The sequence below is a fragment of the Microbacterium sp. Marseille-Q6648 genome (assembly GCF_943181415.1).
In the GTDB taxonomy this organism is placed as follows: Bacteria; Actinomycetota; Actinomycetes; order Actinomycetales; family Microbacteriaceae; genus Microbacterium.
In genome coordinates this window covers 1-11,627 of sequence record NZ_CALPBZ010000006.1, presented here as the reverse complement: position 1 = coordinate 11,627, position 11,627 = coordinate 1, and the positions used below count along the sequence as shown (strand labels likewise).

Sequence of the window (11,627 nt, the reverse complement as noted above, 5' to 3'; positions counted from 1 at the left end):
CCATGGCTCAGCGCAACACCTGGCAGCGCGAACGCGTGCGCGAAGCGCTCGCCGGCGCGCCCGGGTTCGTCAGCGCCCAGGCCCTGCACGCGACACTGCGCGACGAGAACACCGGCATCGGACTCGCCACCGTCTACCGCGCACTCGCCGGACTCGCCGCACAGGGCGACGCCGATTCGCTGCAGAGCCCCGAAGGTGAATCGCTCTATCGTGCGTGCACCAGCACCGGCCACCATCACCATCTGATCTGCCGCTCCTGCGGGCTCACCGTCGAGATCGCCGCGACCGACGTCGAAGAGTGGGCGCAGCGCACCGCCGCGACGCACGGCTTCCGCGACGCCGAGCACATCGTCGACATCTTCGGACTGTGCGCCGCGTGCGCCCAGGCCTCCGTGACCGACGCGGCCGAGAAGCGTGACGCGGACTGACCCGCCCCGCACCGCGCGCCTGGATCCGACTCCGACGGCGCGCGCGTTCGCCGCACTGGGCATCGGTGCGGCGGTCATCGCCGTGCTGTTCGTGCTCGACGCGTTCGCTCCGGCACTGTTCCCGGCGCCCCTGTCGACCCGCACGCAGGACGGCCTCACCCTCGCCATCAGCGTGCTCATCGAGTCGCTGCCCTTCGTGGCGCTCGGCGTGGTGCTGTCGATCGTCGTGCAGGTGTGGGTTCCTCCGGGCGTCATCGAGAGATGGATGCCGCGCCGGGCGTGGGCGCGCCGCGCGGTCCTCTCGCTTCTGGGCATGTTCATCCCGGTCTGCGAGTGCGGCAACGTGCCGTTCGCCCGCGGCCTCCTGATGCGCGGGTTCACCGTCTCCGAGACCCTGTCGTTCCTCATCGCGGCGCCCATCGTCAACCCCATCGTCATCATCACCACCCATCAGGCGTTCGGCTTCGACGACGGCATCCTGGTGGTGCGCCTCATCGGCGGGTACCTGATCGCCAACCTCATCGGGTGGCTGTACAGCCGGCATCCCTCGCCCGACGCCCTGCTCACCGACCGCTTCCGTGACACGTGCGCACTCGTCACCCACGAGCCGGGCAGCCGCTGGCGGCGCACCCTCGCCCAGTTCGTCGTCGAGCTGCGCGCGGTCATGCCGGCCCTCGTCATCGGCTCGGCGATCGCAGGTGCGGTCCAGGTGCTCGTGCCCCGCGAGGCGCTCCTGGCGATCGGCTCGAACCCCGCCCTGTCGATCGTGGCGATGATCGCGCTGGCGATGGTGGTGTCGATCTGCTCGAACGTCGACTCGTTCTTCGCGCTGTCATTCGCCTCGACCTTCACACCGGGCTCGATCGTGGCGTTCCTGCTGGTCGGGCCGCTCGTCGACGTGAAGATGCTCGCGCTGCTGCGGACGACCTTCACGACGCGCACGCTTGCGGGCATCGTCGTCGTGGTCGTCCTCGCCGCATTCGCGATCGGGACGGGGGTGAACCTCGTTGTCTAGGCGTCACGCGCTCGCCACCCGCTGGCTCGGAGTGGGGCTGTCGACAGTCATGGCGGTCGTCACGATCTCGCTCGCGCTCACCGGTCGTCTCGGTCTCTACATCAACCCGGACTCGACCTGGTTCGCCATCTCGATGTCGGTCCTCGTCGTCGTCGGCGCGGTCGCGTCGTTCGCGCTGCCGCTCGGCGCCGAAGAAGACCACGGGCACGACCACGGCACGCCCGCCTCGCATGACCACTCGCCGGGCGAGGGCCACGGACACACGTACCCGACGACGAAGCTCGGCACCGTCGCCACGGTCACCGGCGGCGCCCTCGCGTCGGGTGTCGTGCTGCTGACCCTGCTGCTGCCGCCGGCATCGCTGTCGGCCGAGCTCGCGATCTCACGCGACGTCGGCGCACCGCCGCTGTTCGCCGGATCGGATGCCGTCACACTGGCCTCCACCGGCGACACGGCGTCGTTCGGGGTCGGGGAGTGGTCGGCGGTGTTCGCCACCTCGACGAATCCCGAGGCGTTCGACGGCGAGACGGTCGAGCTCACCGGCTTCGTCACGCCCGGTGAGGACGGCGACTTCGACCTCAGCCGCCTGGTGATCACCCACTGCGTCATCGACGCCCAGTCGGCGAGCGTGCCGGTGAGCGCCGACGACGTGCCGTCGACCGGTCAATGGGTCACGGTGACCGGAACCGTCCGGTCGACCTCCGACGGCCGGCTCACGATCGACGCGACGGAGCTTGCGGTGATCGACGAGCCCGAGGACCCGTATGAGTACTGACGGCCCGACCCGGCGCGCTCAGACACGGAGCCGCCGCGGACGCGCCTTCGCCGCGAGCTTCGGCCTCGTGGTAGGTGTGCTCGCGGTGCTCAGCCTCATCGGCGCGGTGATCACGGTGATCCAGGGGCCGCGGGTCTCGAGCGTGCAGGTCGATGCCGAGGCGGCGGTCGCGGCATCCGGTTCCCGTCTCATCTTCACGACGTCGCAGTCGCTCGCCGAGGTCGACCCTGCGCAGGTCACGGTCGAGCCCGCGACGCCGTTCGCCGTCGACACCTCGGGTCGCAGCGTCGGCATCCGCTTCACCCTTCCGCTGTGGGACGAGACCGAGTACACGGTGCGCATCGACGGTGTCACCGGGGTGGGCGGGGGTCCGGACGCGTCGCTCGAGCACACGTTCCGCACGCCGGCCACGCAGACGCACCTGCTCCAGCGGGGCGCGGACGAGGACGTCGTGTTCTCGACCGATCTCGGCGGTGAGAACGGGGTGCCGGTGTTCCGGCATCCGCACATCGAGGACTTCCGCACGACGGCGGGTCATCTGATCGTGTCGGTGCGCACCGACGACGACCGGGCGGCACTGATCGTCACCGATCTGGACGGCGGGAACGCTCGCGAGGTGGAGCTCCCGGGCGACGGCTTCGTCTCGGCGCTGCAGTCGGCCGACCGCGGCGAGCTCGTCGGCTTCGTGTTCTCGGACGCCGATCTCGGCGCCGACGGCGGACGCGAGAGCGAGCTGTTCACGGTCTCGCTCGCGGACGACGCGCTCGAGCCGCGGGCCGTGGCTCCGTCGGGCGCCGACCCGCGTGTGGCGGAGTGGCGGTTCGTGCCCGACACCGACAGCATCCTGCTGCTGTCGTTCGACGGATCGCTGCTGCTCACCGGGTCCGAGGGTGAGAACGCGACGTCGCTGGGGAACGCGCTGTCGATCCAGGGCATCGCGCGCGGCTCGTCGGTCGCGGTCGTCGAGCGGCTCGAGAGTCTCGTGGCGATCGATCTCACGGATGCCGGTGAGGAACCCGTCGTCGACGCCGAGCCGTCCCTCGGTCCCCTCGACTCCCTCACGCCGCTGCCGGACGGCGGGACCATCCGCTCCGCCGCCGTGCTCGAGGACGACGTCCCGACCGGCGAGACCGCGATCGCGGTGGTGGCCCCCGATGGCGCTTCCGAGGTTGTGTACCAGGCGGCATCCACCGAAGCGGTGCTGCAGACGTGCGTCTCGCCCAGCGCGCGGTATCTGAGCGTCCTCGTCGCCCCGGATGTCGTGGACAACCGCTACGACACGTACCTGCTGCCGCTGCCCGAGCGGCTCGAGACCCGCGTGCTCGACCTCACGACGGGCGATGAGGTCGTCGCCCTGGCCGGCTCTTCGATCTCGTGGTGCCAGACCCCGCCCCAGTAGGCGGGACCCGATCGGCGGGTGCGGCATCCGTTGCCGCCGAGCCGGCGGGAGTGTCGGGCGCGGCATCCGGCTGGGGTGCGATCGTCGCCGGCAGTCCGCGTGAGAGCAGCAGGGCGATCACCGACAGCGCGAAGACGAAGAAGAGCGACTGCCGCAGCGCCGTCACCTGCGTGTCGACGTAGGTCTGAGCGACCGACGCGGCGACGTCGGCATCGGCGCCCGCGGCCAGGACGGCATCCTCGGCCTGCTGTCGGGAGACGATCGGCGCACCCGTCGACGTCTCGGCGGTGATCTGCTGCCGCACGTCGTCGGGCAGATCGTCGCTGTTCTGGATAGCCGTGGTGAAGCCCGACGTCAGCAGCAGGATGAAGACCGAGCCCACGATGGCGGTGCCGAACGACGAGCCGAGGTTCTGGAAGGTGCCCTGAAGACCACCCACCTCGGAGGTGTCCTCCGTCGACACCGCCGACATGTTGACGTTCCCCAGCTGCGAGGCCAGCAGGCCGAATCCCGCGCCGACGACGAACATCCCGACGGCGAACAGCCCGCCCGCGAGCGTCGGCTGCACGGCGACAACGATGAACAGCAGTCCCGCCGCCAGCGCGATCTGCCCGAGCCGGGCGATGTGACGCGCCGAGTGCACCGTCGCGAGCTTCGAGCCGACGATCGAGAAGACGATGAGCCCGGCCGACAGGGGGAGGATCTTCAGACCGGTCTCGAGGGCGTCGTCGCCCAGGATCGTCTGCAGGTACACGGGGACGACGAAGAACAGCGCGGCGATCGCGAAGTACTGGGCCATGAACAGCGTCAACCCGCTGCGCAGCGCGGGGATCGCGAGCATGCTCACCTTCAGCAGCGGCGCGCGGCCGGTGCTCTCGAGCCGGCGCTGCCGGTTAACGAAAGCCCACAGCACGACGACCGCGGCCAGCAGCAGGTACGCCACCGGTGAGATGCCGAAGGGGGCGATGACCGTGTCGCCGATCCGCGGCGGATCCAGCGGCACGACCCATCCCCAGACCTTGCTCTGCAGAACACCGAAGACCAGCAGCGCCATGCCGCCCGCCGACAGGACGACGCTCAGCGGGTCGATGCGCACGCCGCGCTGCGCGGGGGCGTCGTGCAGGCGGCCCGACAGCAGCAGGACGACGATCATGATCACCGTCTCGGCGACGAAGACGTACCGCCACGACGAGTAGGTGGTGACCAGCCCGCCGATCAGGGGACCCGCCGCCGCGGCGACACCGGTGATGGCGCCCAGTGCTGAGAACGCCACGACGCGATCGCGACCGGTGTAGCTCGCCGCCGCCAGTGCGGCGATGGCCGGGATGACCAGCACGGCTCCGAGTCCCTCGACCAGCGACCAGCCGAGCAGCAGCACGGTGAGATTCGGGCTGAGCGCGGTGGCGAGCGAGCCCAGTCCGTAGACGATCGCCCCGACGCGGAACGCGGTGACCCGCCCCCAGCGGTCGCCGAGCTTTCCGCCGGTCAGCATGAACGCCGCCATCGTGAGGGCGTAGAAGGTGATCGCGGCCTGCATTCCCGAGATGTCGGTGCCGAGGTCGGCGGCGACGGTCGAGATCGACACGTTCATGACCGTGCTGTCGAGGACCATGACGAACTGCGAGACGCCCAGCAGGGCCAGTGCGAACCATCGGCTCATGCGCGAAGACTATCGCCGCGGAGTTCTAGACTGCTCGCCATGTCTGCGCCGCCTCTTGTGCCCGCGACGCGGGAGCAGCTGAGCGCGCTTCCGCTCGAGGTCGCACCGCGACTGCTGGGCGCGCACCTGTCGACCGTCGTCGACGGCGAGCACGTCACCGTGCGGCTCACCGAGGTCGAGGCATATCACGGGCGCGGCACCGGCGAGGTGCCCGACCCCGGGTCGCACGCGCGGATGGGACCCACCGCCCGCAACGCCACGATGTGGGGCGAGCCGGGCCATCTCTACGTGTACCTGAGTCACGGCATCCATTCGTGCGTGAACGTCGTATGCGGGCCCGACGGGGTGGCCGGCGGTGTGCTGCTGCGCGGGGGCGAGATCGTCGAAGGGCGGGATGCCGCCTTCCGGCGTCGCCCGGCGGCGCGGCGTCCGATCGACCTCGCCCGGGGGCCCGGTCGGCTCGGCGACGCGGTCGGCCTGCGGCATCCGATCCACGACGGCATCGACGCCGTCACCGGGGAGGAGCGCGCGGGCGCCGTCGCGCGCCTTCACCTTCGGCGGGAGCCGCTGGAGCGCGTCGCGACAGGACCTCGGGTCGGGGTCGCCGGCGTGGCCGGCGGCGAAACGTTCCCGTGGCGGTTTTGGGTCCCCGACGAGCCGACCGTGTCGGTGTTCCGCTGGGGGCGGGCGCAGGGCCGTCGGGGGCAGGCGGCGCAGGGGGCGGGGCCGGAGGGGCGGGACAGCTCCCGTGCTAGACTGACTCTTTGTCTGCGCGCACTCCAGCACGCAGTTCGCGTTTCGTCACTCTTCGTTCGCTCCACGACCGGTGTTCCGGGCGTGGGTGACGTGTGCGACGAGATGCAGACAAGGGATCTTGGGTGGGGCCGTCCGGCTCCACGGTACTAGGGAGAAATCACTATGGCAGCAGTGTGCCAGGTGACTGGAGCAGTTCCCGGCTTCGGTCACAACATCTCGCACTCGCACCGCCGGACGAAGCGTCGCTTCGACCCGAACGTGCAGAAGAAGACCTACTTCGTTCCTTCGCTCGGTCGCAAGATCACGCTGAACGTGTCGGCCAAGGGCATCAAGGTCATTGACGTCCGCGGCATCGAGTCGGTCGTGAAGGACCTGATCGCGAAGGGTGTGAAGCTCTGATGGCCAAGAAGGCTCAGGACGTCCGTCCGATCATCAAGCTGCGTTCGACCGCCGGCACGGGGTACACCTACGTGACGCGCAAGAACCGCCGCAACAACCCCGACCGCATCGTGCTGAAGAAGTACGACCCGGTCATCCGCAAGCACGTCGAATTCCGAGAGGAGCGCTGATCCATGGCCAAGAAGAGCAAGATCGCGCGCAACCAGCAGCGCCAGGAGGTCGTCGACCGCTACGCCGCCAAGCGCGCAGAGCTGAAGAAGGCGCTCGTTTCGCCGACGTCGACCGACGAGGAGCGCGAAGCCGCTCGCCTCGGTCTGCAGAAGCTTCCCAAGAACGCGTCGCCGGTTCGCCTGCGCTCGCGCGACGTCATCGACGGCCGCCCCCGCGGTGTCCTCACGAAGTTCGGCATCTCGCGTGTCCGCTTCCGTGACATGGCGCACCGCGGCGAGCTGCCCGGCGTGACCAAGTCGAGCTGGTAAGCCAGCACGCATACGGCACGGGCGAGCTGGTAAGCCAGCACGCCTCGCTTGAAGGCCCGGAGTTCCTCGGAACTCCGGGCCTTTCGCGTTGTCAACCACCGGGTCCACGCCTCCGCGACGGGTGAGGATAGGCGCATGCCGCTCGACCCGTTCTTCTCGGAGCGCCTGCGCGTGCACCGCCGCTACCTGTTCGACCAGGCGCTCGGCACCGTCCGCTCGCGCGTGCGCAGCCTTCTCGACCCGCTTCGCCTGCCCTGGTCGGCCGCGTCCGCGCCTTCCGGGCAGGTGTCCGCACCACGGCAGCCGCACGCGGCTCCGGCGGGCACCGCGGCAGGCGCACGTGCGGCCGGGCCGGGGCCGCGCGCACGAGCTCGGGCGAAGCACCGGAGGGCGGCGCTGGCGTGGGATCGCACCGAGCTTCGGACGGTCGGGACGCCGGGCCCCGGCATCCGGACCACCGAGCACGAGGTCGACGTGCCCGGCTATCCGGCCGTGCGCGTGCGCATCTACCACCCCGATGCCGATAGGCCGGTTCCGGGGGCGCTGGCGTTCTTCGGCGGAGCGTTCCGCATCGGGGGCATCGACTACCCGACCACGGATGCCGCATTCCGGCGTCGCGCCGCGGACGCGGGAGTCGCGATGGTGGCCGTGGACTACGCCCTGGCACCTGAGCACCGCTACCCCACGCAGGTGGAGCAGGCGCACGCGGCGCTGGAGTGGCTGTTCGACAACGCCGACGCGCTCGGGGTGGACGCCGGGCGCATCGCCGTGGCAGGTACGTCGGCGGGCGCGAACGTCGCCGCCGCGCTCACGCTGCTCAACCGCGATCGCGGGCGTCGTCCGCTGAGACTGCAGGTGCTCGAGGTGCCGGTGGTCGACCTGACCGGGCGCATGCTCGATCTGCGCGCGACGCGTGCCCTCGGGGTGCCGAACGTTCTCGCCCGGCGCGAGCTGCGCTCGGTTGCGCGCACGTACCTGCCCCGGGCCGAGCTCGCTCGCGAGCCGTACGCGTCGCCGTTGCGCGCCACCTCGCACGCCGACCTGCCGCCGGCGGTGATCCTCACGGCGGAGTACGACCCCCTGCGCGGCGATGGCGACGCCTATGGTGCGGCGCTGCGTGCGGCCGGCGTCGACGCCTCGGTCGTGCGCTACCAGGGGGTGACCCACGACACTCCGGTCTTCACCGGCGCGCTGCCCGCCGCCCGCCGCTGGCACGACGATGTCGTCTCGGCGCTGCGGCGCCTGCACGCCTGACGAGCGCGCCGTCTCGCGGTGACGCGTGCGCACGCGCCCCGAGACCTACCCCCCTGGCACCCCGGCGGTGACACGTGCGCACGCGCCCCGAAACCTACCCCCCTGGCACCCTGCCGGGGACGCGTGCGCACGCGCCCCCAGCGACGATCAGTCGTGGGCGGAGTGCCCGTGGCTGCTGGCGACGTGGTCGAGCACCTCGGCCGGCGACTCGCCCCGCACATGGTGAGCGCTTCCAGGGGCGAGAGCGCGCGGATCCACGGCTCGGCCGGGATCACATCGCCCAGGCCCAAGGTCGTCAGGGCCACCATCGAGAAGGTCAGCGCTTCGACGAACGGCACGTAACGCTCGGGATCCACGCCGGAGTACGAGAACCCCTCGGGCACGTGCGGCAGGTAGACGAGGGCCCAGCCGACCGTGACGAGCGCCAGCCACATCGCGATGGTCATAAGCACCGTGAGAGCCCCGCTCGAGAACAGCGAACGCCGGCGACGCCGCGCCAGAGCCCATGCGAGGCGGAAGACGACGTGCGTCAGACGACCGGTGGCGCTCGGGCGCAGGAGCGTCTGGAACACGTCGTTCAAGGCGATCAGGATGAGCGCCGTGCCGATGACATTGCTCACGATGACCATGGCCTCAGAGTACGGCCGCACCTCACCTCACGGGTCCCATTGGCCACTCCAGACCCCGACACGCCGGGGCGAAAGGCCGTAAAGGGTCAAAATCCGCGAATTTCCGCGGTTTCTGGCTATAGTCGAGGCGGTCGATCCGACCAGCCGGAGGGCATGCGCCGTCCGGTCCGAGCAATGAAGAAGGCGGCGGATCCCGCGCCTTTGGAGGACATACCTATGGCCGACAAGTCCATCACCAAGACCGAACTCGTCGCGAGCATCGCCAGCGCGACGGGCCAGAGCCAGTCCGCTGTCTCGGGCGTGCTCGACTCCCTCTTCTCCACCGTGTCCGACGCGGTCGCCAAGGGCAACAAGGTCTCGATCCCGGGCTGGATCGCGTTCGAGCAGGTCGACACGTCGGCTCGCACCGGCCGCAACCCGCAGACCGGTGAAGAGATCAAGATCCCGGCCGGCAAGCGCGTCAAGGTGACCGCCGGCTCGAAGCTCAAGGCTGCCGTCAAGTAAGACGCCCCACGCCTCGCCAGAAGGGGGATGCCGCACCGCGCGGCATCCCCCTTCTGTTGCGCGATTAGGCTTGCAGGGTGAACCCGACCGCCCTTTCGCCCGCCGCCGCGGCGCCGCGCGAGGGGCGGGAACGCGCCGGATCCGCGGGCCGGTTGCGCATCGCGGGCCCACTGATCCTGGTCGGGTCCGCGCTGGTCGTCCTGACGTGGGCGCTCGCGTACGGCGGCGCGGCCGAGCCACTGGCGATCGGCGACCCCGGGCCTCTCGTGCGCTGGGGTCTGCCGGTGGCGAAGCTGCTGGTGAACCTGTCGGCCGCCGGGCTCGTCGGCGTCCTCGTCCTCGCCCTCTTCGCCCTGCGCTCCGGCGAGCGCGAGTTCGACGTCGCGCTGGATGCGGCATCCGTCTCGGCGTCGATCTTCACCGTCGCGGCCGCCGCGACCGGGTTCCTCACATTCGTCGACGCCTTCAACCCCGAGGTGAGCGCGGGGCCCGAGTTCGGGGCTCAGCTGGCTCGCTTCCTGGTCGAGACCGAGGTCGGCCGCACGTGGCTCATCACCACGGTGGCCGGAGCGGTCCTGACGATCCTGACCTTCGCCGTCCGCTCGTTCACCGCCGTGTTCTTCGTCGCCCTGCTCTCGGCTGCGGCGCTGGTGCCGATGGGCACGCAGGGACACTCCGGCGACGAGGCCGACCACAACTCCGCCGTCGTCGCGCTGGTGCTCCACATGATCGCCGCGGCGGTGTGGCTCGGCGGGCTCCTCGCGCTGGTCATCGTGCGACCCGCGCTGGAACGCTCGCGCCTCGTCCACATCGTCGCGCGCTACTCGAGCCTGGCCCTCGCCGCCTTCGTCGTCGTATCGGTCTCGGGCGTCGTGCGGGCCGCGGTCGGCTTGCGCGTCTGGGATGCGCTGCTGTCGCCCTACGGACTGATCCTCGTGGTCAAGGTCGGCGCGCTCGTGGCCATGGGCGTCCTCGGCGCGTGGTACCGCCGCCGGGTCATCACGCGCCTGCACGAGGATGCCGCTTCGCGCGCCTTCTGGAGTCTCATCGCGTTCGAGCTGGCACTCATGGGCGTCGCCAGCGGCGCGGCCGCGGCCCTGGCCCGCACGCCTCCACCCGCGGACGCGGGGCTTCCGCTGCAGCAGACGCCGGCCGAGATCCTCACCGGCGGGCCTCTGCCGCCCGAACCGACGTTGGCGTCGTGGATCACGGCGTGGGACATCGACCTGCTGTGGGCGGTGCTCGCCGGCTTCGGCGCCTTCTTCTACCTCGCCGGCGTGTGGCGGCTGCGACGTCGGGGCGACGCGTGGCCGATCCACCGCGCCGTGCTGTGGCTGGCGGGACTGGCTCTGCTCGTCTGGGTGACGGGCGGGGTCGTCAACGTCTACCAGGACTACCTGTTCAGCATGCACATGATCGGCCACATGCTGCTGACGATGGCGATTCCGCTGCTGCTCGTCCTGGGTGCTCCGGTCACGCTGGCGGCGCGCGCCATCCGCAAGCGCGACGACGGGACGCGCGGCGGGCGGGAGTGGATCCTGTGGGCCGTGCACTCGCCCGTCTCGCGCGTGATCACGCATCCGTTCGTGGCCGCCGGCCTGTTCATCGGGTCGCTGTGGGTGTTCTACTACACCGACCTGTTCCGCTGGTCGCTCTACGACCACCTCGGGCACGAGTGGATGATCGCCCACTTCCTCATCACCGGCTACCTCTTCGTACTGTCGCTCGTGGGCATCGACCCGGTGCCGTACCGGCTGCCCTACGCGGGTCGGCTGCTGCTGCTCATCGGCGTCATGGCGATGCACGCGTTCTTCGGCATCGCCATCATGATGCAGGAGGGCCTCATGGTCGCCGAGTGGTTCGGCGCGATGGGCCGTACGTGGGGCGCGACGCCGCTCGAGGACCAGTACACCGGTGGTGGTGCGGCCTGGTCGATCGGCGAGATCCCCACGCTGATCCTCGCCGTGATGGTGGCGATCCAGTGGTCGCGCAGCGACACCCGTGAGACGCGTCGGCGCGACCGGCACGCCGACCGCACGGGCGACGCCGAGCTCGAGGCCTACAACGAGCAGCTCGCGCGCCTGGCCGAGCGCGACGCCCGCGCCAACCGCTGACGACGCCGGAAGGCGGTCCCACCGCCGCGGCACCTCGCGGCATCCGCGCCACCTCGCGGCGCGTGGACCCCACCGACGCGCCACTTTGCGGCATTCGCGCCAGCTCGCGGCGGGTAGATCCCACCGACGCGCCACCTTGCGGCATCCGCGCCAGCTCGCGGCGCCTGGACCCCGCCGACGCGCCACCTCGCGGCATCCGCGCTATCGATCGGTAC

General features: G+C 70.7%; 12 protein-coding genes and 1 pseudogene. 11 read left to right on the top strand and 2 right to left on the bottom strand.

What is annotated here, in order from left to right:
• Positions 1-2: 2 nt before the first annotated feature.
• Genes NFR93_RS14360 through NFR93_RS14345 form a run of 4 tightly spaced genes read left to right on the top strand, consistent with a single transcriptional unit; the run spans position 3 to position 3,617 of the window.
• A complete protein-coding gene (locus NFR93_RS14360; RefSeq protein WP_251454697.1) occupies positions 3-428 on the top strand; it encodes a Fur family transcriptional regulator in 426 nt (141 codons plus the stop codon).
• A complete protein-coding gene (locus NFR93_RS14355; RefSeq protein ID WP_251454694.1) occupies positions 415-1,443 on the top strand; it encodes a permease in 1,029 nt (342 codons plus the stop codon). The genes NFR93_RS14360 and NFR93_RS14355 overlap by 14 nt, the downstream gene beginning before the upstream one ends.
• Positions 1,436-2,218, top strand: a complete 783-nt coding sequence (locus NFR93_RS14350) for a TIGR03943 family putative permease subunit (protein WP_502846306.1) — start codon at positions 1,436-1,438, stop codon at positions 2,216-2,218. Before NFR93_RS14355 ends, NFR93_RS14350 begins: the two co-directional genes overlap by 8 nt.
• Entirely contained in the window at positions 2,208-3,617 is a 1,410-nt protein-coding gene (locus NFR93_RS14345; RefSeq protein WP_251454693.1) for a hypothetical protein, read from the top strand. The genes NFR93_RS14350 and NFR93_RS14345 overlap by 11 nt, the downstream gene beginning before the upstream one ends.
• On the opposite strand, the gene NFR93_RS14340 is transcribed toward NFR93_RS14345, so the two are convergent.
• Positions 3,547-5,277, bottom strand: a complete 1,731-nt coding sequence (locus NFR93_RS14340; protein WP_251454691.1) for an MFS transporter — start codon at positions 5,275-5,277, stop codon at positions 3,547-3,549. The two genes, NFR93_RS14345 and NFR93_RS14340, sit on opposite strands and share 71 nt — an antisense overlap.
• A gap of 39 nt (positions 5,278-5,316) precedes the next feature.
• Between NFR93_RS14340 and NFR93_RS14335 the strand changes: the two are divergent.
• From NFR93_RS14335 to NFR93_RS14315, 5 genes and pseudogenes are all read left to right on the top strand, one after another.
• A pseudogene (locus NFR93_RS14335) lies at positions 5,317-5,973 on the top strand (DNA-3-methyladenine glycosylase); the annotation flags it as partial.
• A 222-nt stretch (positions 5,974-6,195) separates the two neighbouring features.
• Positions 6,196-6,432, top strand: coding sequence for a 50S ribosomal protein L28 (gene rpmB / locus NFR93_RS14330; protein ID WP_251454689.1), 237 nt, complete (start codon positions 6,196-6,198; stop codon positions 6,430-6,432).
• Positions 6,432-6,602, top strand: a complete 171-nt coding sequence (rpmG, locus tag NFR93_RS14325) for a 50S ribosomal protein L33 (RefSeq protein ID WP_005051772.1) — start codon at positions 6,432-6,434, stop codon at positions 6,600-6,602. Before rpmB ends, rpmG begins: the two co-directional genes overlap by 1 nt.
• Positions 6,603-6,605: 3 nt before the next feature.
• Complete coding sequence (gene rpsN, locus NFR93_RS14320; protein ID WP_251454687.1) at positions 6,606-6,911, top strand: 30S ribosomal protein S14; 306 nt, start codon at positions 6,606-6,608, stop codon at positions 6,909-6,911.
• A gap of 135 nt (positions 6,912-7,046) precedes the next feature.
• Complete coding sequence (locus NFR93_RS14315) at positions 7,047-8,165, top strand: alpha/beta hydrolase (protein WP_251454674.1); 1,119 nt, start codon at positions 7,047-7,049, stop codon at positions 8,163-8,165.
• On the opposite strand, the gene NFR93_RS14310 is transcribed toward NFR93_RS14315, so the two are convergent.
• Entirely contained in the window at positions 8,060-8,794 is a 735-nt protein-coding gene (locus NFR93_RS14310; protein WP_251454671.1) for a potassium channel family protein, read from the bottom strand. The genes NFR93_RS14315 and NFR93_RS14310 overlap by 106 nt on opposite strands.
• A 216-nt stretch (positions 8,795-9,010) precedes the next feature.
• Between NFR93_RS14310 and NFR93_RS14305 the strand changes: the two genes are divergently transcribed.
• Together NFR93_RS14305 and NFR93_RS14300 are read left to right on the top strand one after the other, a co-directional pair.
• Positions 9,011-9,298 (top strand): HU family DNA-binding protein, encoded by a 288-nt coding sequence (locus NFR93_RS14305; RefSeq protein WP_251454669.1) that lies wholly within the window; start codon positions 9,011-9,013, stop codon positions 9,296-9,298.
• Positions 9,299-9,468: 170 nt separating this feature from the next.
• Positions 9,469-11,412: a bifunctional copper resistance protein CopD/cytochrome c oxidase assembly protein gene (locus NFR93_RS14300; RefSeq protein ID WP_251455382.1), complete on the top strand. Its 1,944-nt coding sequence runs from the start codon at positions 9,469-9,471 to the stop codon at positions 11,410-11,412.
• Positions 11,413-11,627 lie beyond the last annotated feature (215 nt).

Coding starts and splice junctions, on each gene's coding strand:
- NFR93_RS14360 (WP_251454697.1), top strand. CDS start 3: ATGGCTCAGCGCAACACCTGGCAGCGCGAACGCGTGCGCGAAGCGCTC.
- NFR93_RS14345 (WP_251454693.1), top strand. CDS start 2,208: ATGAGTACTGACGGCCCGACCCGGCGCGCTCAGACACGGAGCCGCCGC.
- NFR93_RS14340 (WP_251454691.1), bottom strand. CDS start 5,277: ATGAGCCGATGGTTCGCACTGGCCCTGCTGGGCGTCTCGCAGTTCGTC.
- rpmB (WP_251454689.1), top strand. CDS start 6,196: ATGGCAGCAGTGTGCCAGGTGACTGGAGCAGTTCCCGGCTTCGGTCAC.
- rpmG (WP_005051772.1), top strand. CDS start 6,432: ATGGCCAAGAAGGCTCAGGACGTCCGTCCGATCATCAAGCTGCGTTCG.
- rpsN (WP_251454687.1), top strand. CDS start 6,606: ATGGCCAAGAAGAGCAAGATCGCGCGCAACCAGCAGCGCCAGGAGGTC.
- NFR93_RS14315 (WP_251454674.1), top strand. CDS start 7,047: ATGCCGCTCGACCCGTTCTTCTCGGAGCGCCTGCGCGTGCACCGCCGC.
- NFR93_RS14310 (WP_251454671.1), bottom strand. CDS start 8,794: ATGGTCATCGTGAGCAATGTCATCGGCACGGCGCTCATCCTGATCGCC.
- NFR93_RS14305 (WP_251454669.1), top strand. CDS start 9,011: ATGGCCGACAAGTCCATCACCAAGACCGAACTCGTCGCGAGCATCGCC.